The sequence below is a fragment of the Streptomyces sp. NPDC002328 genome (assembly GCF_042890065.1).
In the GTDB taxonomy this organism is placed as follows: Bacteria; Actinomycetota; Actinomycetes; order Streptomycetales; family Streptomycetaceae; genus Streptomyces.
This window is the reverse complement of sequence record NZ_JBIARQ010000011.1, coordinates 245595-266407: the sequence shown is the minus strand read 5'-3', so window position 1 is coordinate 266407 and position 20813 is coordinate 245595. Positions and strand designations below refer to the sequence as shown.

Sequence of the window (20813 nt, the reverse complement as noted above, 5' to 3'; positions counted from 1 at the left end):
GTCAGTTGCGGCTCCAACCCGCCGGGCCCACCCAGACGGTCTGCCGGTTGCGCGTCGGGACGACGTCGTAGCGGGCGACGGTCTGGTAGAAGCCGCCGTTGGGCCGCTTGCAGAACAGGTTGCCGATGACGGTGTTCCGCTGGCCGAGGGCGACCTTGCCGTAGACGAGGTCGTCGCCCACGTCCCAGTTGGTGTTCCAGTGGTCCGTGTAGGCCTGGATCCCCGTCACCGTGGCGTTCGGGCAGTTGCCGAGCCACTTGGGGAAGGAGATGTACACCCAGCCGTGGTTGGCCGCCTGCGCGGTCCCCTGCCCGGCGACCACGCCGCTCAGGGCCAGTCCGAGCACCGACAGACCCACGGAAAGCTACTTGAGCCGCGTTCTGAACATGCACCGCCCCCAACTCGCTGTTGATCAGGAAGCCCGATCATGTCGACGGGGGCGACGGCCAGGGCGGACAAGGCAGTTCGGATGCGCAGCCGTGACGATCAGTTCTATTACCCCTCGTATGACGAGATGCCTTTCGCAAGCACATTCGCCCCGTTCGCATACGGAGGCCCCGCCCGTACGCGAACGCCCCACCCGCGCACGGACGCCTCACCCCCCGGAAGACACCGCCCGCCGCTGCGGAGCGATCCCCGCGGGGACCGCGCGGGCGCGGCCCGGGGTGCCGGTCCAGCAGGTGCCCCTGCGGGCGAGCAGGCGACGCAGCCAGAGTTCGAGGGAGACGAGGTCGGCGAGGCCGTCCAGCGGGAGGGGTTCGCCCGCCGCCGCGCCGCGCAACGCCTTGCGGACGACGCGGGCCTCCACCAGACCGGCCTCGGCGAGGAGAGGCGCGTCGAAGAGGGCGAGCAGGGGGTCCGCCGCCATGCGCAGGCCCGCTCGGGCCGCCGCCGCGGTGGACGCCTGGGAGGGCGCGCCCCAACCGGGCGGCAGATCGGCCACCCCGGACCCCTTCAGCACGGTGCGCAGGATCGCGGCGCGCGCCCCCGGCTGCACGCGCAGGGTCTCGGGCAGCGCACGGCACGCGCGGACGACCTGGTTGTCGAGGAACGGCGCGTGCAGCCGCTGGGAGCGGATCTCGGCGGCCTGCTCCAGGATCCGGAGGTCCGCCGCGTGCCGCGCCAGCGCCGCACGCGCGCGATAGTCGCCGGGACGCTGACCGGGCCCGACCCCGGCGCGATGGGCCGTGCCTTGCAGGCGAACCGATACTTCAGCCAGCGCCTCGCCCGTCAGCCACCGTGCCGCGGGGCCCGGTCCGCCCCAGACGAGAGCCGCCAGGGAGGCCCCGACGGCGCCCGCCGCGGTCTGGAGGTCGTCGAAACGGCGGTGCAGCAGCCGGTCGGCGAGGCTCTCCACGCCCGTCCGGTACGGAGTGCGGGCGAGTCGGCGGGCGGCGCCGTACACGCGCGCGGGGACCAGCACGGAGCCGTCGGCCTTGGTGAGGGCGGCGACGGGGCGTACGAGGTGGCGTCTCTTGCGGTCCATCAGCAGGTCGGCCAGCCGCGCCGGATGGGCGTCGAGGACCTGCCGGGCGCCGTACCCGGTGAAGTGGTCGGCGCTGCCCGCGGCGAGGCGCGCGCGGTGCCGGGCGGCCGTCACCAGGCTCGCGCCGGGTTCGTCGGTCAGCGGCCCGTCCAGGTCGGCGTAGGGCAGGGTCTCCTCGCCGCCGGGGACGACGACGTGGTGCAGGCGCGGGTTGGACGCGAGCGTGCCGGCCCGTTCCAGTTCGGCCTCGTGGCCGCCGACGGCCAGGTCGTTGAAGGTGACGGCCAGCAGACGTTCGCCGGCGCCGGTGCCGTGGCCCAGGACGGTGCCCGGCATGCCGGGCAGGCCGGCCGCGAGCAGCGCGAGGGTGGTGGAGGCGGGGCCGCCGGACAGGTCCGCGCCGATGCCCGGGACCGGCATCCCGCGCGCGGCGCGGCGCGCGGCGGGCCCCATTCCGGGCACCGGACCGGGATCGATGTCGGGGACATGGCGCGGCGCGGACAGACGCGCGCGTACCGCTTCTACGAGAGCGTCGCGTACGGCGTCCACCGCGCTGTCGGGGTCGACCGGGGCCGCCGCCACCGCGAGCGAGGCGACCTGCTCGTACCCGGCGATCTCACGCGCCCCGGCGCGCAGGATCAGCGCGTGCCCCGGCGGAATACGTCGTACGCCGTCGTACGGGGTGGAGTCGTGCACCGCGGCCGGGACGTCGGGGGCGGCGAGCAGGGCGGCGAGATGGCCGAAGTCGAGGTTGGCCTCGATGAGGTCGGCCAGCGGCAGCGCGGCCGTCGCGTACGCGGTGCCGCCCGCCCAGGGCGTGTGGAACACCGGGCGCGCGCCCGCCAGATCGCCGCAGACGGTGATGCGCCGGCCGACCTGGACGATCGCGGTGTAGCTGCCCGGCCAGGCCGTCAGATGCCGAAGTGCCCCTCCACGCGCGGCGAACAGGCCGACGCGCAGCTGCTCGTCGGTGGCGCCGCAGGTGCCGAGGACCGCGACGCGGGTCTGGGCGTCGGCGCGCACGACGCGGATCTCGTCGGGGCGCCAGTCGCCGACCGCCCACAGCGGATCGGGGTCGCCCCACAGGAGTTGGGAGCCCACGGGGTGCAGGGTCTCGCCGTCATGGCCGATCCGCCCGCCGTCCTCGCCGGCGTAGACCTCGGGGCCTCCGTAGCCGCCGTAGCTCCCCGTTCCGGGGGCGCCGGGGCCGGTGGCACCCGTGGCGGTGCTGCTCCATCCCACCAACCACCGCATCGACGCCTCCACAGGCTGTGGACAACCAGTGCACCGTACGAACGGTTCACATGCTGCCACGAAGAACGCGCCGCAGAAGGAGGTGACGCCGCTTGCGATCCCCGGAGTGCGCCCCTGGCGCGCCCCCACGCCGACCGGGAGCATCGCGCGAACTCGCGCGCGGGGAGCGCCGGCAGACGCGCACGCCCCCGCGTGCGCGATACGAATGCGCCCCCTGTACGCTCCCTCAAACCGCTCTGTGCGCCGTCGATTTCCATGGTGGGAGGCGCAAACACCAGCGGAACGCAGGGTCGATTTTCAGCCAAATCCGGCGCGCGTGACGCCCGTTGGCGCAGCCCCGCACACGCTCCGTGCACAACCGCGCCCTCCGTCGGGCGCGCCGGTCCGGAGGGCGGAAGACGCCCCCCGGACCGTTCCGCCGCCCGCGGGGATTGTGGCGGCGGCATCCCCCAGCCCACTGGATCCAGTACAGCGGGCCGACCCACGCACGACTCATGGAACCGCTCTCACCGTGGCCGGAGAAGAGCGCACGGGCGGGCGCACGGCCACACAGCGGGAGCACGCCGCAACCGTCCGTGCCGAAGCCCGTACTGCCGTACGGACCACAATCCCGCCAACCGGAAGAATGCCCCTTAACGCTTGGGATGCGGCGAACTACGCTGGGTTTACGAATGCCGCGTGGTTATGCCAGCGCGGCAGCCGTCTGTGTCGAGGGGTGGCGCAATGTCCAGGGAGCAACGCGGGCCGAACGAAAAGCTCGGCGCCGTTCTCGCCCTCGCGGGAATCAGCAACGCCGGACTCGCGCGACGCGTCAACGATCTCGGAGCTCAACGCGGGTTGACGCTTCGCTACGACAAGACGTCCGTGGCGCGCTGGGTTTCGAAGGGCATGGTGCCGCAGGGCGCCGCACCGCACCTCATCGCGGCCGCGATCGGGCAGAAGCTCGGCCGCCCGGTGCCGCTGCACGAGATCGGACTCGCGGACGCGGACCCCGCGCCCGAAGTCGGCCTCGCCTTCCCCAGAGACGTCGGCCAGGCCGTCCGCTCGGCGACCGAGCTGTACCGCCTCGACCTCGCCGGCCGCCGCGCCGGCGCCGGGGGCATCTGGCAGTCGCTGGCCGGTTCGTTCGCAGTAAGCGCGTACGCCACACCCGCCTCACGATGGCTGATAACCCCGGCCGACAGTTCGGTGGCGCGCGAGGTGAACTCCGGCGAGGGCTCCGGCGCACCGCACAAAGTCGGCCACAGCGACGTGCAGAAGCTGCGGGAGGCCGCCGAGGACGCCCGCCGCTGGGACTCCAAGTACGGCGGCGGCGACTGGCGTTCGTCCATGGTGCCCGAGTGCCTGCGCGTGGAGGCGGCGCCGCTGCTGCTCGGGTCCTACTCCGACGAGGTCGGCCGGGCCCTGTTCGGCGCCTCCGCCGAACTCACCCGCCTCGCGGGGTGGATGGCCTTCGACACCGGCCAGCAGGAGGCCGCCCAGCGCTACTACATCCAGGCGCTGCGCCTCGCGCGTGCCGCCGCCGACGTCCCCCTCGGGGGCTACGTCCTGGCGTCCATGTCCCTCCAGGCGACCTACCGCGGCTTCGGCGACGAGGGCGTCGACCTCGCGCAGGCGGCCCTGGAGCGCAACCGGGGACTGGCCACCGCCCGCACGATGAGCTTCTTCCGCCTGGTCGAGGCCCGCGCCCACGCGCGCGCGGGGGACGCGCCCGCCGCCGGCGCGGCCCTCAAGGCGGCCGAGAGCTGGCTGGAGCGCGCCCGCGACGGCGACCACGACCCGTCGTGGCTCGGCTTCTACTCCTACGACCGCTTCGCCGCCGACGCCGCCGAGTGCTACCGCGACCTGAAGGCGCCGCGCCAGGTGCGCCGCTTCACCGAGCAGGCGCTGTCGAAGCCGACGGAGGAGTTCGTGCGCTCGCACGGCCTCCGGCTCGTCGTCTCGGCCGTCGCCGAGCTGGAATCGGGCAACCTCGACGCGGCCTGCGCGCAGGGCGTGCGGGCGGTGGAGGTCGCCGGGCGGATCTCCTCGGCGCGGACCACCGAGTACGTCAAGGACCTCCTGCACCGCCTGGAGCCGTACGGCGACGAGCCGCGGGTGGTGGAGCTGCGGGAGCGGGCTCGGCCTTTGCTGATGACCCCGGCGTAGCGCTCCGCTGGTTGCGCCGGGTGCTAATCGTCTGCCCGGGCTGGTGGTCTTGCGGGTGCGGGTCGAGTGTGGCTTGTCGCGCAGTTCCTCGCGCCCCTTTGGGGCGCTGTACCTCCCCGCGTTTGAAGTGACTGTCAGTGGCGCAGTGCACTATCGGAGGCGGAGGTGGTGCAGTGGTGGCGTTCGACTGTGATGTGCTCGTCGTCGGGGGCGGGATCGTCGGGCTGTCGACGGCGCACGCGATCACGCGTGCCGCGCCGGGTACGCGGGTGACGGTGCTGGAGAAGGAGCCCGGCCCGGCCCGGCACCAGACGGGGCGCAACAGCGGGGTGATCCACAGCGGGATCTACTACCGGCCCGGCTCGCTCAAGGCGCGTTACGCGGTGCGCGGCGCGGCCGAGATGATCAAGTTCTGCGCGGAGTACGGCATCCCGCACGCCGTGACCGGCAAGCTGATCGTCGCCACCGACCGGGCCGAGCTGCCCCGGCTCCACGCGCTCGCCCAGCGCGGCCGGGAGAACGGCATCGCGGTCCGCGAGCTGGGCCCGACCCAGATCACGGAGTACGAGCCGGAGGTACGCGGACTCGCGGCGATCCGCGTCCGCTCGACCGGCGTCTGCGACTTCACCGCGGTCGCCCGCCAGCTGGGCGAGGCGTCCGGGGCGGAGATCCGGTACGGCGCGCGGGTCGTGCGGGTCGACCGGCGTCCGGAGCGGGGCGTCGCCGTGCGCACCGCGCGCGGGGACGTCGTGCGGGGGCGGGTGCTGGTGAACTGCGCGGGCCTGTACTGCGACGAGGTCGCCCGGCTCGCCGGGGACGAGCCCGAGGTGCGGATCGTGCCGTTCCGGGGCGAGTACTACGAGCTGGCGCGGCCCGAGCTGGTGCGGGGGCTGGTGTACCCGGTGCCGGATCCGGCGTTCCCGTTCCTCGGGGTGCACCTCACGCGCGGGATCGACGGCGGCGTGCACATCGGCCCCAACGCGGTGCCCGCGCTGGCCCGGGAGGGGTACGGCTGGGGCGTCGTCCGCCCCCGGGAGGCGGCGGCCACCGCGGCCTGGCCCGGGGCGTGGCGGATGGGCCGGCGGCACTGGCGGTACGGGGTGGGGGAGCTGCGGCGGTCGGTGTCGAAGGGGGCGTTCGTCGAGGCGGTACGGCGGCTGCTGCCGGCGGTGGAGGCGGAGGACCTGGTGCGCGCGACGGCCGGCGTGCGGGCGCAGGCGGTGCTGCGGGACGGCGGGCTGGTGGACGACTTCCTGATCCGGGAGGCCCCCCGGACGATCCATGTGCTGAACGCGCCCTCCCCCGCGGCGACGGCGTCCCTGCCGATCGGGCGCGAGGTGGCCAGGAGGGCGTTGGGACTGCTGGGGCCGGTGTGAAGAGAGGCTGATCAGAGGAACCTGGCGGGCGGGAGCCGCTCCCCACCACGGCACCCGTAAAATCGACCTACTGTGTCTGATTTCCCGAACCCCGAAGCCCCCGCCGACGCGCACGCGCACGCCCCGGGCGAGTCCGTCCGGCACACGCGTGCCAAGGGCGAGCCCCGCTTTCCCGACGGGCCCAAGGCCGACCCCGCCGGTTCGCACTTCGAGCGGCGGATCCGCAGTTTCCAGCCGCGCCGGAGCCGGGTGACCGCGGGTCAGGCCGACGCGCTCCAGCGGCTGTGGGCGAAGTGGGGCCTCGACATCGACGGCCACCGCGTCGACCTCGCCGAGCTGTTCGGCGACGACGGTCCCGTCGTCCTGGAGATCGGCTTCGGGATGGGCGAGGCGACCGCGCAGATGGCCGCCGCCGACCCGGCCGCCAACATCCTCGCGGTCGACGTGCACACCCCCGGCCAGGGCAATCTGCTGAACCTCGCCGACCGCAACGGGCTGACCAACGTCCGGGTCGCCAACGGCGACGCGATCATCCTGCTGCGCGAGATGCTCACCCCGGACTCCCTCGACGGGCTGCGCGTGTACTTCCCCGACCCGTGGCCCAAGAAGCGGCACCACAAGCGCCGCCTCATCCAGCCGGAGTTCCTCGACCTCGCCGCGACACGGCTGAGGCCGGGCGCCCTCGTGCACTGCGCCACCGACTGGGAGCCGTACGCGGAGCAGATGCTCGAGGTCCTCACCGCGCACCCCGCCTTCGAGAACACCCGGCCGGACGGCGGTTTCGCGCCCCGTCCCGACTTCCGTCCGCTGACCCGTTTCGAGGGACAGGGGCTGGACAAGGGTCATGTGGTGAACGATCTGCTCTTCCGGCGCGTACAGCACGGAGAGCGCGGGGATCACTGACCGGCCGAAATCCCCTCCACCGCCGTCCTCTCGCTCGTTAGGGTCGATGCCGTGGCCATCAGTCCGCCGTTTCCGCCGTACCCGCCGCACCCCGGCACGACAGCCGAGGGCGGTGTGCTGCGGCACGCGCACTGGTGGCAGCACAAGTGGGTCCGCTACGGCGCGCTGATCACTTTGCTGGCGCTGTCCGGACTGGTCATCCTGGCCCTCGTCCGCGAACAGACCGGCACGGAGGGCTTCCTGGTCGGCCTCGGGCTCGCCGTCCTGCCCGTGCCGCTGCTCATAGCCGCGTTCCGCTGGCTGGACCGGGTCGAGCCCGGACCCTGGCGGAACCTGATCTTCGCGTTCGCGTGGGGGGCGTGCGCGGCGGCGCTGATAGCGATCGTCGCCAACAGCTTCGCGACCCGGTGGATCGCCACGGCGACCGCCGACCCGTCCAGCGCGGACACCCTCGGCGCGACGGTGATAGCCCCCGTCGTCGAGGAGACCGCCAAGGCTGCCGCCGTGCTCCTCGTCTTCCTCTTCCGCAGGCGGGACTTCACCGGGATCGTCGACGGCGTGGTCGTCGCCGGCATCACCGCGACCGGCTTCGCGTTCACCGAGAACATCCTCTATCTCGGCACCGCGTTCGGCACCGACCAGCTCAGCGGCGACAGCGGCATCGCCTCCGTGACCGCGGCGACCTTCTTCGTACGCATCATCATGTCGCCGTTCGCGCACCCCCTGTTCACCGTCCTCACCGGCATCGGCTTCGGCGTCGCGGCGCTCTCCGGGGAGCGCCAGCACGTGCGGCGCGTCCTGCTCCCGCTGTCCGGGCTGCTGCTCGCGATGGGCATGCACGCCTTCTGGAACGGCTCGTCGGTCCTCGGCGAGTGGGGGTTCTTCGCGGTGTACGGGGCGTTCATGGTGCCCGCGTTCGGCGTGCTGACCTGGCTGGTGGTGTGGACGCGGCAGCGCGAGCTGGGCACGGTCCGCGAGGAGCTGCCCGCGTATGCGGCGGCCGGCTGGCTCACCCCGGCCGAGCCGTACGCGCTCGGCTCGATGCGGGCGCGGCTCATCGCCCGCAAGTACGCCCGGCAGCACCTCGGCAGGCCGGCCGCGCGGACGGTCGCGCAGTACGAGGCCTACGCGACGTCGCTGGCGTTCCTGCGGCACCGGGGGCGGCTCGGCCGGGCCGGCTCCGACTTCGTCGCCCGGGAAGGGGAGTTGCTGAACGAGCTGTGGCGGCGCAAGGACGTGGCCCGGCCCGCCCTGGACCACGCGGCCCGGATGACGGCCCCTCCGGTACCGGTGGCGGCGCCGCCGTGGCCGGTCCACGGGGCGTACGGGCACCCGGCGGCGGGGCCGTACCCGCACTCCGGGTGGGGCGGTCCCGCGGGGTATCCCACCCCTGGGTACCCGGGGTACTCGGGGCAGCCGCACCCCGGCCCCGGATACGCGGGCCGGCCCGAATTCGGGGTGCAGCCCGGATACACCGGGCAGCCCGGGTACACCGCGCACCCCACCCACCCCACGCACTCCCCGCAATCCCCGCAATCGCCGCACGCGTCGGGGCAGCACTCAGGGCATCCGGCCTACCCGGGACACACCCCCTACGGGTCGTAGGGGGACGAGGGACGCCCCCACCCGGTCGCGTCCTACGCCGACGCGTCCTACGCCGACGCCTCCGTCAGCCGTGCGACCTCCGTCGGCGTCAGTTCCAGGTCCGCCACCGCCAGCAGGGCCGGCAGCTGCTCCACCGTCCGCGCGGAGGCGATCGGGGCGGCCACCGTCGGCTGGGCGGCGAGCCAGGCCAGGGCCACCGTGGCGACCTCGGCGTCGTGCGCGCGGGCGATCTCGTCCAGGGCCACCAGCACCCGCTGCCCCCGCTCGGTCTGAAGGTGCTTGGCGGCGCCCTCGGCCCGCGCGCTCTCGACGGTCGCTCCGGGCCGGTACTTGCCGGTGAGGAAGCCGGACGCGAGCGCGAAGTAGGGGACGGCGGCGAGACCGGCGTCGGCGGCGGCGTCCTGGAGCGCGCCCTCGTAGGTGTCGCGGGAGACGAGGTTGTAGTGCGGCTGGAGGGCGACGTACCGGGCGAGCCCCTCGCGGTCGGAGAACTCCAGCGAGGCGCGCAGGCGTTCCGGCGAGATGTTGGAGGCGGCGATCTGCCGCACCTTGCCCGCCTTCACCAGCTCGTCGAGCGCGCCGACGATCTCCTCGACGGGCACCTCGGGCTTGTCGAAGTGGGTGTAGTAGAGGTCGATGCGATCGGTGCCGAGGCGGCGCAGGGAGGCGTCGGCGGCGGCCTTGATGTTGGCGGCGGTCAGTCCCTGGTAGTCGGGGTGCTGGCTGACCTTCGTCGCGACGACGACGTCGTCGCGGTTGCCGCGCGCCTTGAGCCACTTGCCGATGAGCGTCTCGGACTCACCGCCGCTGTTGCCCTCGATCCAGGCCGAGTAGGAGTCGGCGGTGTCGACGAAGTTGCCGCCCGCGGCCGTGTAGGCGTCCAGGACGGCGAAGGTGGCCGCCTCGTCGGCGGTCCAGCCGAAGACGTTGCCGCCGAGGGCCAGCGGGAAGACCTCGAGGTCGGAGGAACCGAGCTTGCGCGGAGAAGTCATGCTTCTCGTCAACGCATCGGCCGGAGGCGCTCATTCCGCGCCTCCGGCCAAGGGTTGGTAAATCCGGGAGATCTCAGGGGCCCGGGTCCCAGGGGCCCGGAGGTCTCTCAGGGGCTCAGACGTTGAGGCCCTTGTCGCGCAGCCAGGCGCCCGGGTCGATGCCCGCGCCGCCGCCCGTGTGGACCTCCAGGTGGAGGTGGGCGCCGGTGACGTTGCCGGTGGCGCCGACGCGGCCGATGACCTCGCCGGTGGTGACCTTCTGGCCGACGTTGACGCTGATGGAGGACTGGTGGGCGTACCAGATCTCGGTGCCGTCGTCGAGGGTGAGCACGGTCTTGTACCCGTACGACCCGTCCCAGCCGGCCGAGGTGATGGTGCCGCCGTGCACGGCCTTGATCAGGGTGCCGGTGGGGGCCGCGAAGTCGAGACCGGTGTGGTACCCGGAGGACCAGTAGGCGCCGGCCTGACCGAACGACGAGGTGATGGTGTACGAGGAGGTCGGCAGCGTGTACTGACCGGCGAGCTTGGCCAGGCGCTCGGCCTCGGCCTTCTTCGCGGCCTCCTCGGCCGCCTTCTTCTTCGCGGCCTCGGCCTTGGCCTCCGCCTCCTGCTTGGCCTTGGCGGCGGCGTCGGCCTCGGCCTTGGCGGCTGCCGCCGCGGCGGCGGCCTGGGCCTTGGCCTCGATCTGGGTCTGCTGCGACTCGGCCTGCGCCATGATCCGGCTGCGGAGCACCTCACCGGCGTCGGCGGCGCTCTCGGCGACGGTCTCCTGCGCGGCGACCGGGTCGGCGGCGACGCTGCCGAAGCTCGCGAGGGCCGGCGCGCTCTCCTTGGGGGTGTCCTCGTCCGAGATGAGGGAACCCACTGAGGGGAGGTCCGGCATGGAGATGGAGACCGGCGGCTTGCCGGTGTTGGCGCTGGCCATGCCCGCGCCGCCGACAGCGGCTATGACGCCGACGCCGAGAACGGTGGAGCTGCGGGCGAGTCCGCCGCGCTGCTTGGCGACACGGTGCCGACCGCGAACCGGGCGAACGGTCTCCGCGGTGGGATTCCATTCCTCCCAGGGGCCCTCGTCGGTGCGGTAGCTGCCGTACCCGAAGGTCTGGCTGGGCGCGGAGGGGGCTTCCGCGGCAGGGCGGTTGGACGCCACGCGGGCGCACTCCTTTCCTTCCGTCGCCTACCGGGTTAGCTGACGGGTTCGGAGCGGGAAGGTCTCCTACGCGCGTATACCGGCCGTTGTCACACGGCGGCTCGGCGCGATTCACCCCAAGTTGGTGGTTCCCCGGTTCCCTTGCGGGATTCGGCGCGTGCGCACGGAGCCGACTCTTGTGACGGCTGGGACGACCGCGCTGCGTTATCGAACGTTAATAGACTCGGGGGCATGTTTCCAAGCTGTTCCTCTTGATCAACAACATTTCTGGCCTGGACTTTCGCCCCATGACCGGTGAAAAACGGGCGAGTTGACCACACCTCCATCCCCTACGGGCCACCCCTGAGCCCACCACGGCAGGTGACGAAGCGTCAGATGTCATGCGCAGGGCACTCGCCCGATCACCCGACGTGACATTGATCAAGGATGCCGTACGGCGAGCAGCGCCATGTCGTCCGTCGTCCCGCCCCGGGTGTGCCGGCGTACGTCGTCGGCGAGGGCGGCGAGCAGCGCGGCGGGGTCGGGGTAGGCGCGGCCGGCGAGCCGCTCCTCGGGGTCGTAGAAGCGGCCGTCGGCGTCGCGGGCCTCGGAGAGGCCGTCGGTGTAGAGCAGCAGGGTGGACCCGCCGGGGTAGGCGGTCTGCTGCGCGCGGACGGGCCAGGCGCCCAGGTCGCCCATGCCGAGCGGCAGCGCGGCCTCCCGGGCGGGCAGCGCGCGGACGGCGCCGTCGGCGGCGATCAGCAGCGGCGGGGGGTGGCCGCGGTTGAGGAGGCGGACCACGCCGTCGCCGTGCGGAATCTCGGCGAGGACGGCCGTGGCGAACCCCTCCAGGGTCTCCAGGCTCTCCCGCCGGGCGCTCTCCCGGGTGAGCGCCCGCTCCAGGCGCTCCGCGACCGCCTCCAGGGTGACCTCCTGCTCGGCGGCCTCCCGGAAGGCCCCGATGACGACGGCGACGGCGGCGACGGCCCCCATCCCCTTGCCCCTTACATCCCCTACGACCAGCCGGATGCCGTGCGGGCTGTCCTGCACCGCGTACAGGTCGCCGCCGATGAAGGCGTCCGCCTGGGCCGCCTCGTACCGCGCGGCGATCCTGAAGCCGCCGATCCGCTCGGCGGGCTCGGGGAGCACCGCGCGCTGGGCGGCCTCGGCGATCTCGCGCGCGGAGGCCAGCCGCTCGGAGCCGCGCCACACGACCCGGTTGAGGACGGCGGCGAGCACGGTGACCGTGGCGACGGTCGCCACCTCGGTCACGGTGTCGGCGTCCGGCCCCAGGCCGAACCGCGCGTGCACCGCGTAGGTGGCGACGAGCGAGAGGACGCCGGTGACGACGGTGCCGGCCAGGGAGTACAGGGGCGCGGCGACCAGCGGCGCGGCCGTGAAGAAGGGGACCGCCGTGAAATGGCGCGGGGTGCAGATGTCGTAGAGGATCCCGCCGGCGATCAGCAGGGCGGGCAGGACGCGGAGCAGGGTGCGGACGGCCGACAAGCGCCGTTCCTCGCGGGTCTGCCCCTCCTCGTCCACGTCACCAGGGTTGCCGGAACCGGGGCGGAGGGCGAGCGGGTGTGGGCCGACCGGGTCCGGCCGTGCACGCACCGAGGGCCGGAACCCTGGATTCAGGATTCCGGCCCTCGGCCTTCAGTAGCGGGGACAGGATTTGAACCTGCGACCTCTGGGTTATGAGCCCAGCGAGCTACCGAGCTGCTCCACCCCGCGTCGTTGTGATTCCAGTGTACGCCATTCGCGGGGCCCTACGAACCACGGTCGCTTCCACGCCCGATTCCAGGCCCGCGCAGCCCCACGCCCCGCGGTCCCCACCGGCCTCGCCGGGCCCCGGCGCCCCACGGCCCTCGCTGCCCTCGCGCTCCGCCCGCCACGCTGGGCCCCGACGCCCCACCGCCCCCACTGCTCTCGCGCTCCCGGCCCCACCGGCCTCGCCGGGCCCCGTCGACCCGCGGCCCCCACCGCCCTCGCCACCCTCGCCACCCTCGCCGCCCCACCGGCCTCGCCAGGCCCCGTCGACCCCCCGGCCCCCACCACCCTCGCGCTCCGCCCGCCACGCTGGGCCCCGACGCCCCACCGCCCCCACTGCTCTCGCGCTCCGCCGTCCCCCGCCGCCCTCGCCGCCCCACCACTCCCACAGGCCTCGCCGGCCCCGTCGACCCGCGGCCCCCACCACCCTCGCCGCCCTCGTCACCTTCACAGCAGGTGGCTGTTCGGGGTCTTGGCGCGCTCCTCGTACTCGGGGAGTACCAGGACCTCCACGCCCGCGGAGGCGAGTCGGCCGCTGCCGTCGGCGTCGCTGACGAAGGTGTCCGGCTCCCGCCAGGCCGTCACCACGCGCCGGACGCCCGCGTCGAGGATGAGCCCGGCGCAGGGGGTCGGACGGGAGGAGCGGCGGGCGCAGGGCTCCAGGCTGCTGTACACGGTGGCCGCGGCGAGGCGGGGGTCGGCGGGGTCGATCTTCGCGAGGGCGGCCTCCTCGGCGTGGACGACCGGGTCGTCGGCCTCCCGCGAGTGGCCGCGCGCCAGCTCCGTCCCGTCGGCGGCCACCACCACCGCGCCGACGCTGAACGCGGTGCGCGACGGCGGGCAGTCGGCCGCCAGCTCGCAGGCGAGGGCCAGCCAGTGCCGGTCGGCGGCGACGGGGACCGGCCCGGCGCCGGGCGCGGTGGGCTCGTAGCGGGTGAGGACGACGTCCTCGATGCGCCGGGTCTCGACCAGGCGCAGCCGTCCGCCCTGGTAGCCGCCCGGGCCGAAGAGCCGGGGCGCGTCGGCGTCGCCCACGAAGAGGGGGGCCAGCACGAGCTGGAGTTCGTCGGCGAGGCCCGCCTGGAGGAGCTGGGTGTGGACGGTCCCGCCGCCCTCGACCATGAGGCGTCGCACACCCCGGACGTCGTGCAGATGTTCGAGAAGTCGCCGCCAGTCGAGGCCGGGACCGAGCGGGACGACGTCGGCGGCGAGGCCGAGCGAGCGGGCGCGCCCGGCGCCCTCGTCGGTCGTGTAGACGACCTTCTCGCCGCCCGTGTGCCAGAAGTTCGCCGCCGGGTCGAGCTCGCCGGAGCCGCTGACCGTGACCTTGAGCGGGTACTCCGGCCGGCCCGCCGCCGTCCGGGCGGCCCTGCGGTCCGGGGAGTTGACCAGGAGCCGGGGGTTGTCGGCGCGGATGGTGCCGGCGCCGACGAGGATGGCGTCGACCGAGGCGCGCACCTCGTCGACGCGGTCGAAGTCGGCGGGGCTGGAGAGCAGCAGGCGCTCGGGGCCGGTGTCGTCCAGGTAGCCGTCGAGGGAGACGGCGGCGGACAGCAGGACGTACGGGTACGGCATCGCGCGACCTCTCCCTTGGTTCAAGTTTGAAACAAACTTACACTGGTGGCATGACGACCCGCTGGCTCACCCCCGAGGAGCAACGCGCCTGGCGCGCGTACGTCGCCGGCTACCTCCTCCTGGAGGACGCGATCGACCGGCAGCTCCAGCAGGAGGCCGGCATGCCTCATCTCTACTACTCCATCCTCGCGAACCTCTCCGAGTCTCCGGAACGCCGACTGCGGATGACCGAACTCGCCGAGCGGCTGAAGATCACCCGCAGCAGGCTGACGTACGCGGTCACCCGTCTGGAGAAGGACGGGCTGCTGCGGCGCGAGGACTGCCGCTGGGACCGGCGCGGAAGCGTCGCGGTCCTGACCGACGAGGGCATGACGGTGCTGGAGAACGCGGCGCCCGGCCACGTCGACACTGTCCGCGCCTTCCTGTTCGACCGGCTCACCCCCGAGCAGGTGGGACAGCTGGAGGAGATCTTCACGCAGGTCGCGCGGGGGCTCCAGGGCGACGACGGCAGCGGCGGGAGCGCGCCGGACGACCTGCCGTGGCGCCGGCGGTCGTCACCGTGCTCGGGCAACGAGTGAGCGACGGCTGAGCGCCTATCGAGCGCCCGTTCGCCCGTCCGACCATTCGGCGCCCATTGCTTCAAATTTCAAGCATGAGGTAGGGTCTCGCTCCGTAGATCTGCTTCAAATCTGAAACAGGTAGACGCGATCCGCGCCCGGACCGGGAGGCCCCGTATGCCCGACACCCTTGCCGCCACCCCTGCCGCCGTCCCAGCTGTCACCCCTGCTGTCACGCCTGCTGTCACCCCTGCCGCGACTGTGCGCGCCCGCGTCCGGGTGCCGCTGCGCTTCGGCGACGGCTACTCCGTCGACGCCGAACTGGTCACGTTCCACGGCCTGGTGGACGGCCAGGAGCACGTGGCCGTCGTCCTCGGCGACCCCGGCCCCGTCCCCCTGGTCCGGCTGCACTCCGAGTGCCTGACGGGCGACGTCTTCGGCTCGGCCCGCTGCGACTGCGGCCCGCAGCTGCGCGAGGCGGTCGAACGCATAGCCGACCGCGGCGGCGTCCTGCTCTACCTGCGCCAGGAGGGCCGCGGCATCGGCCTCTACAACAAACTCGACGCGTACGCCCTCCAGGACCAGGGCCTGGACACCTACGAGGCGAACGCCGCCCTGGGCCTGCCGGAGGACGACCGGGACTACACGGCCGCCGCCCAGATGCTGCGCGCCCTGGGCATCTCCGGGCTGGACCTGCTCTCCAACAACCCTGACAAAGCAGACCAGTTGCGGACGCTGGGAATCGACGTCCGCGACCGCGTGCCGACGGGCGTCTTCACCACCCCGCACAACGTGCGCTACTTGCGGGCGAAGGTCCTCCAGACACAGCACACACTGCCGCTGGCGAGCCTCTCGGAACGAACGGAGCGCACGGAGCTCGGGGTGGGCTGAACACCGGCCGAGCACGGGCTGAGCGTGGACCGATCCCTCCCGGGCGCTACTCCACCACCCGGAACGCGACGCACACCACGGGCGTGCCGTCCTCCACCGGTGCGCCCTCGGAGCTCCAGAACCCGCGATGGCCGGCCCGCCACTCCTCCAGATCGGCGTCGCCCTCCCCCTCGGCCGCCGCGTGCTCCCAGGTCACCTCGGCGAAGGTGGTCCGTTCGACTCCGGTGACCTCGAGGGTCGCGACGGGACGCCCATCGACGTCGAGAAGGGCGAGCCGCTCACCGACGTACTCGAGCCCCTCCGTCTCCTCCACGTACTCCGCGAGCAGCCCGGTCGTGGCCCTCTTCCGCCCGTCCAGCACCAACGAGTTGAGCCGAACCCGCATCTCGTCCGGACTGCCGAGCTCCAACGCCCGCATACCGCCGACCCGTGGCCACATCGCCGTCGTCTCCTCTGTCGTCCCGCTGTCCGGCCGTCTCCGACCGGGGCAGCCGCCGAACACGGCCACCCGGGCAGCATGATGGTCGCCGGGCGGATGATCACACCACTGCATATCGGAGGCACACCGGGCTGTCAGGGGCCCGCCGCGCACCTGCGCACTTGCGCACCTACACGGCGTGCGCCCGCGCCGTCAGGTAGGGATCGCGTCGCAGCGCCTCCCGGCTGCCGAACAGGGTGCCGACGGCGAGTCCGAGGGCGGGCAGCAGCAGGGCCGCGGCGGCCCAGCCCGGCCCCGGCAGGGCGTCGACGGGTGTGATGGGCAGCCCGAGCAGATCGCTGAGCGGCCGTGCCAGCGCCAGTGAGACCCCGCCACCGACGAGCACACCGACCACCCCGGCCGCTCCGCCCGTCAGCAGCGCCTCGCCGAGCAGGATCCGACGCAGCTCGCCCCGCCCGGAGCCGAGGATCCTCAGCACGGCGAACTGCCCGATCCTCCCCCGGGCGCTGTCCCCCGCCCGCACCGCGCCCAGCCCCACGGCGCCCGCCGCGAGGACCAGCACTCCCACCCGCATCGCGAGGTCGGCCGCCCCGAACAGCCCCGGCAGATGCCGTACCCGGTCGGACACGGGGGACGACGAGAACCCGTCCCGCTGCAAGGCGGCGGCGACGGGGGCCACGTCCCGCTGGTGGCGGACCACGACGACGGCGGACCGTGCGCCCTCCCGGCCCCGGAACTCCTCCTGCGTCCGCCCGGCCCGCGCGGCCGCCAGGAACGCCGCCGTCTCCTCGGCGAGATAGGCGGTCCCCGGCCCGTCGGCCTGCCAGCCGGGGTCGTACAGCCCGGCGACCTTCAGCCGCAGCACCTCCGTCCCTCCGGACGCGCTGCCCGTCGCCCTGGTGTACCCGAAGGCGAGGGACCGCCCGAGGAACGGCCGGAAGTCGGTCCCCTCCGCGGAGGCGGGCAGCACGACCTCTCCCGCCCCGAGTCGCCCGGCGGGGGCCGCACCCTCGACGAAGGGCAGGTCGTCGCCCGGCGTCAGGGTGTGACTGGGCAGGTCGTAGGTGCCCTCCTCCTCGGCGTACAGCACGGAGACGTAGTCGGCGACGACTTCTCGCACCCCGGGCACGTCCTCGGCCGCCCGCAGGGCCGAGGACGTCAACGGCCGTACCGACGCGTCCCCCTCGAACGCCGACAGCTCGATCTGCGTCAGCCCGCCCGAGCCCAGCACGTCCCGTTCGACGGCCCCGGCGGCGCCGCCGGCCACACCGGCGGACGTGGTCAGCAGGGCGGCGAGAACGGCGAGGGCGGGCAGGCCCCGGCGCAGTGAACGCGGCTCACGCATCCACGTGTACAGACACCAACGGCTCATCCCAGGGCCTCCTCGCCCGCTTGCTCATGTGCGCCGGCGCCTGCCCCGGCACCGGTCCCGGCATCGACTTCGTTCAGTACTCCGGCGTCGAGCGCGTACCGCTGATCGCACGCCTCCGCGACGGCACGCGCGTGCGTGACGACGAGCACGGCGGCACCCCGCTCGGCGCAGGCACGCAGGGCCCGCATCACGGCGTCCGCGTTCGCGGGGTCCAGTCCGGAGGTCGGCTCGTCGGCCAGCACGAGCGCCGGCTGCTTCACGGCCGCCCGCGCGACGGCGACCCGCTGCCGCTGCCCGCCGGAGAGCTCGCTGACCGGGGAGTCGGCCGACTCCCCCATCCCCAGCGCCCCGAGCAGCTCCCGGGCCACCGTCCGATGCCGGCCCAGCCGCGGCCCGAAGGCGGCGGCGACGTTCTCCCATGCGTTGAGGAAGCCCAGCAGTCCGAGATCCTGGAGGACGATGCCGATGGACCGCCGCCGCAGCAGATCCCGCTCGGCCACGGCGAGTCGCCCGGTGTCCGTCCCGGCGATGCGCAGCGACCCCGCGTCCGGCGACAGGATCAACCCGAGCAGCGCCAGAAGCGTGCTCTTCCCCGACCCCGACGGCCCTTCGACGGCGGCCATGACCCCCGCGTCGAGCCGGAGATCGGCGTGGACGAGACCGCCGCCGGACCCGCCGTACCGGAAGGCGAGGCCTTCGGCGAGAACGGGGGGCGGGGAGACGGCGTGCATGGGGTGGTCGTCCTTCCGGTGGAGGGGAAGCCGGGCGCGGCCGGCGGCTGACCCGGCGTCAGGCAAGGAGCCGGTGTCAGGCAAGGAGGTAGTACGCGGCCCGGGTCGCCTCCGCGGACGCGGCCTCGCCCGGCGCGGCGGCGTACAGGTCGGGGAACCTCGCGTCGCGGTAGCGGTCGAGCAGGCGGGGGAGTTCGTCCCACCACGCCTGCGGGACGCCGTCGCGGTCGGAGGCGAGGGCGGCCTGGACCGCGTCGGAAGCGGTCGTCAAGTCCCCCTCGCGCAAGGCCTTGCGGGCCTGCCCGATGAGGTCGGCGTCCGCGGTGAGCCGTTGCGCCTGGCTCGCGCAGCCCGCGTCGGCGAGGACGACCACGATGCGCAGCGAGGCGGCGGACAGTGCGGCGCCCTTCTCCGCGGGCAGGTCGACGGAGGTGCGCGGACATCCGAGCCCGAACTCCGCGCGCGCCGCCATGGCCCCGTACCAGCCACGCTGGTTGGCTTCGGTGAGGCGGGCCGGCACCACCAGCGCGGCGGCCTCCTTCACGCCCTTGTCGGCCTGCGGACCGCAGGACAGGGCCAGCCGACGGCACGTCATCGCCAGCAGGAGCCGGTCCGAGGGTTCGAGAGCGGGATCCGAACCGAGGTGCCGCAGCCGCTTCTTCAGCCAGTCCGGTGCGTGCGCCTGCCGGGCGCTGGCGGTGAGGGCGCGGGCGGCCTCGTAGGTGGCGGTGAGCGTTCCCAGCTGGGTCGGAGCCTTGGCGACGAGACCGTCGGCCCGGACGCTGCCGACCGGGGCGGGCAGCGAGGACGCCGTGCGGCCGTCGCCCAGCATGAGCGCCCGCCTGGCCAGCCAACGCGTCTGGGTGTCGCCGTCACGCAGGGCCGGCAGCAGACACGCCCGCGTCTGCCGCGTCAGCCGCCCGCGCAGCAACGCGAGCGCGGCACGCTGGATCGGATCGACGGCCGCGCAGCCGGCCCTGTCCGGCGCGTCGGCGTCCCGGAGCGCCCGTGCGGCCCGAGCGTCCACGCCGACGGCGCGCAACGCCTCGACGGCGTAGAGCGCCGGCACGGGCTGGTCGGCACGGGCGGTGTCGGCCGCGAGGCGGTCGAGCGTCGTGGCGGACACGTCGTCGGCGACGCCCAGGCAGGTCGCCGTCCGGAGGAAGGCGGCTCGCGTGGCGAGCGAGGTCAGGGCGTCGTCCTCACGATCGGGTGCGCGCAGATAGGCGAGCGCCTCGGTCTCGGCCCGGCGCCGGAGCCCCGCCCGCTCCAGCACGCCGACCACGTCGGCCGAGGGACGGCCCCCTGCGCCGCCGTGCCCCGAACCGGTCAGCGCGAGACACACGTAATGCGCCTGCCAGGCGGGAGTGTCCAGCATGTCGCCCCGGACGAGCCCCGCCAGCGCCTCCTGACGGATCGTCGGCACCGGCCCGCCGCCGAGGGCCGCCTCCAGCCTCCCGTACGCGGTCGGATACAGGGCCGGGTCCCGTCCGACGTCGGCACGGCCGGCGCGCACCAGGTCGTTGGCGCCGCGCAGCGCGTCGAGCTGCGCGGCGAGACCGCTCCCGGGAGGTTCGGGCCGCTCGACGTCCCCGCCGCCGGCCATCGAGACGGCGAGCGCCCCGGCGACCACCGCCATCACCCCGGCGGCGAGCGCATGCCGACGCCCCGGCGCCCCGGACTGAAGCCTGCTCTTCAACGGGCCGCTCCGCTCCAATTCGGCGCTCAGTCGTTGGCGCAGGCCGAAGCGAACGCTTTGACACCGGATTTGAAGGCGCCGCCGTCGGAACACGTGGTGATGCTCGTGTTCAACGATCCGCCCGGATCGGCGATGCCGTTGATGTCGGCGATCCAGGTGTTCTCGTTGGTCCAGCTGACCTGCCGGGTGTTCTCACTCACCTGCGTCCCGCTCGGGCTCAGCGCAAGCGTGGCCTGCCAGCCGTTGGCCTTCACGGTGGCCATGTTGGTGATCTTGCTGACCTTGTACTTCACGCCGCCCTTCTTGGTCTTGGTGGACGTCTTGAAGGAGCACTTGTCGGCGTAGGCGCTGCACTGCCAGGCATTGACCTCGATCATGGCGCCCGTACCGGGCAGAGCCGTCGAGGCGGAGTCGGAGATGGCCACGGTCGGCGTGACGTTCCCCATGGTCAGCGCGCCGACGAGTCCCGCGGTCAGCAGAGTTCGCTTCACTTTCTTGGTTCCCCGTGTCATGCGTGGTGTTCACACGTCCTGGATCAGGCGCCGAACAGTACATGCCGCGCATTCCAGAAGATGCGCCCGAAAAACGACGAGGCCACCTCAGGGGCCTGTTTCAGGCACCGAGGCACAACACCGGTTCACTCGGAGGAGTGAGGCCAGAAAAACGACACGCCCCCAGCTCGACGACGTGCGAGCTGGGGGCGTTCCGGTAGGCCCTGTGGGACTCGAACCCACAACCAATGGATTAAAAGTCCACTGCTCTGCCAATTGAGCTAAGGGCCCCAGGCGATGTTGCTGCCTCCACGAGCATAGCCGGACGAGGCCGCGTCTCCGATCGGGTATCGGGGACACGGCCCTGTCAGGGGGTGGGAAGGGCCGCGGATCGG

At 73.5% G+C, this 20813-nt stretch carries 17 protein-coding genes, 2 tRNA genes and 1 riboswitch; of the genes, 6 read left to right on the top strand and 13 right to left on the bottom strand.

Annotated elements, in window-relative coordinates:
* Position 1 precedes the first annotated feature (1 nt).
* On the bottom strand, positions 2-358 hold the full coding sequence (locus ACFYX4_RS26615) for a hypothetical protein (RefSeq protein ID WP_389338281.1): 357 nt from the start codon (positions 356-358) through the stop codon (positions 2-4).
* A gap of 237 nt (positions 359-595) precedes the next feature.
* Complete coding sequence (locus tag ACFYX4_RS26610; RefSeq protein ID WP_389338278.1) at positions 596-2740, bottom strand: asparagine synthase-related protein; 2145 nt, start codon at positions 2738-2740, stop codon at positions 596-598.
* A 723-nt stretch (positions 2741-3463) separates the two neighbouring features.
* On the opposite strand from ACFYX4_RS26610, the gene ACFYX4_RS26605 reads away from it, so the two are divergent.
* The 4 genes from ACFYX4_RS26605 to ACFYX4_RS26590 all read left to right on the top strand — a co-directional run bounded on the left by ACFYX4_RS26605 (position 3464) and on the right by ACFYX4_RS26590 (position 8772).
* Entirely contained in the window at positions 3464-4888 is a 1425-nt protein-coding gene (locus ACFYX4_RS26605; RefSeq protein ID WP_389338275.1) for an MFS transporter, read from the top strand.
* Positions 4889-5064: 176 nt separating this feature from the next.
* Positions 5065-6264, top strand: coding sequence for an L-2-hydroxyglutarate oxidase (gene lhgO, locus ACFYX4_RS26600; RefSeq protein ID WP_389338272.1), 1200 nt, complete (start codon positions 5065-5067; stop codon positions 6262-6264).
* 72 nt (positions 6265-6336) lie between these two features.
* Positions 6337-7167: a tRNA (guanosine(46)-N7)-methyltransferase TrmB gene (trmB, locus tag ACFYX4_RS26595; RefSeq protein WP_389338269.1), complete on the top strand. Its 831-nt coding sequence runs from the start codon at positions 6337-6339 to the stop codon at positions 7165-7167.
* Positions 7168-7218: 51 nt separating this feature from the next.
* A complete protein-coding gene (locus ACFYX4_RS26590) occupies positions 7219-8772 on the top strand; it encodes a PrsW family glutamic-type intramembrane protease (protein ID WP_389338266.1) in 1554 nt (517 codons plus the stop codon).
* Between the two features lie 47 nt (positions 8773-8819).
* Here the strand turns inward: ACFYX4_RS26590 and ACFYX4_RS26585 are convergent, their stop codons facing one another.
* From ACFYX4_RS26585 to ACFYX4_RS26565, 5 genes are all read right to left on the bottom strand, one after another.
* On the bottom strand, positions 8820-9764 hold the full coding sequence (locus ACFYX4_RS26585; RefSeq protein ID WP_389338263.1) for an aldo/keto reductase: 945 nt from the start codon (positions 9762-9764) through the stop codon (positions 8820-8822).
* Between the two features lie 115 nt (positions 9765-9879).
* A complete protein-coding gene (locus ACFYX4_RS26580) occupies positions 9880-10914 on the bottom strand; it encodes a M23 family metallopeptidase (protein ID WP_389338260.1) in 1035 nt (344 codons plus the stop codon).
* 7 nt (positions 10915-10921) lie between these two features.
* Positions 10922-11080, bottom strand: a riboswitch (cyclic di-AMP (ydaO/yuaA leader).
* 254 nt (positions 11081-11334) lie between these two features.
* The gene (locus tag ACFYX4_RS26575; RefSeq protein WP_389338257.1) at positions 11335-12507 is read right to left on the bottom strand and encodes a PP2C family protein-serine/threonine phosphatase; all 1173 of its coding nucleotides are present in this window, start codon (positions 12505-12507) and stop codon (positions 11335-11337) included.
* Positions 12508-12553: 46 nt separating this feature from the next.
* Positions 12554-12627, bottom strand: a tRNA-Met gene (locus tag ACFYX4_RS26570).
* Between the two features lie 483 nt (positions 12628-13110).
* On the bottom strand, positions 13111-14238 hold the full coding sequence (locus tag ACFYX4_RS26565) for a dihydrofolate reductase family protein (protein ID WP_389338254.1): 1128 nt from the start codon (positions 14236-14238) through the stop codon (positions 13111-13113).
* Positions 14239-14288: 50 nt separating this feature from the next.
* Here ACFYX4_RS26565 and ACFYX4_RS26560 point away from each other — a divergent pair, with 50 nt between their 5' ends.
* Positions 14289-14816: a MarR family winged helix-turn-helix transcriptional regulator gene (locus ACFYX4_RS26560; protein ID WP_389338251.1), complete on the top strand. Its 528-nt coding sequence runs from the start codon at positions 14289-14291 to the stop codon at positions 14814-14816.
* 156 nt (positions 14817-14972) lie between these two features.
* A complete protein-coding gene (ribA, locus tag ACFYX4_RS26555; RefSeq protein ID WP_389338248.1) occupies positions 14973-15686 on the top strand; it encodes a GTP cyclohydrolase II in 714 nt (237 codons plus the stop codon).
* 46 nt (positions 15687-15732) lie between these two features.
* Here the strand turns inward: ribA and ACFYX4_RS26550 are convergent, their stop codons facing one another.
* The 6 genes from ACFYX4_RS26550 to ACFYX4_RS26525 form a co-directional block, all read right to left on the bottom strand.
* Positions 15733-16125, bottom strand: coding sequence for an ASCH domain-containing protein (locus tag ACFYX4_RS26550; protein ID WP_389338245.1), 393 nt, complete (start codon positions 16123-16125; stop codon positions 15733-15735).
* Between the two features lie 169 nt (positions 16126-16294).
* Positions 16295-17497, bottom strand: coding sequence for an FtsX-like permease family protein (locus ACFYX4_RS26545; protein WP_389338242.1), 1203 nt, complete (start codon positions 17495-17497; stop codon positions 16295-16297).
* Positions 17494-18228: an ATP-binding cassette domain-containing protein gene (locus ACFYX4_RS26540; protein ID WP_389338239.1), complete on the bottom strand. Its 735-nt coding sequence runs from the start codon at positions 18226-18228 to the stop codon at positions 17494-17496. The genes ACFYX4_RS26545 and ACFYX4_RS26540 overlap by 4 nt, the downstream gene beginning before the upstream one ends.
* Before the next feature lie 76 nt (positions 18229-18304).
* Positions 18305-19927, bottom strand: a complete 1623-nt coding sequence (locus tag ACFYX4_RS26535) for a hypothetical protein (RefSeq protein WP_389338235.1) — start codon at positions 19925-19927, stop codon at positions 18305-18307.
* Positions 19928-19953: 26 nt separating this feature from the next.
* On the bottom strand, positions 19954-20418 hold the full coding sequence (locus ACFYX4_RS26530) for a hypothetical protein (protein WP_389338232.1): 465 nt from the start codon (positions 20416-20418) through the stop codon (positions 19954-19956).
* Between the two features lie 218 nt (positions 20419-20636).
* A tRNA-Lys gene (locus ACFYX4_RS26525) sits at positions 20637-20709 on the bottom strand.
* Between the last annotated feature and the right edge of the window lie 104 nt (positions 20710-20813).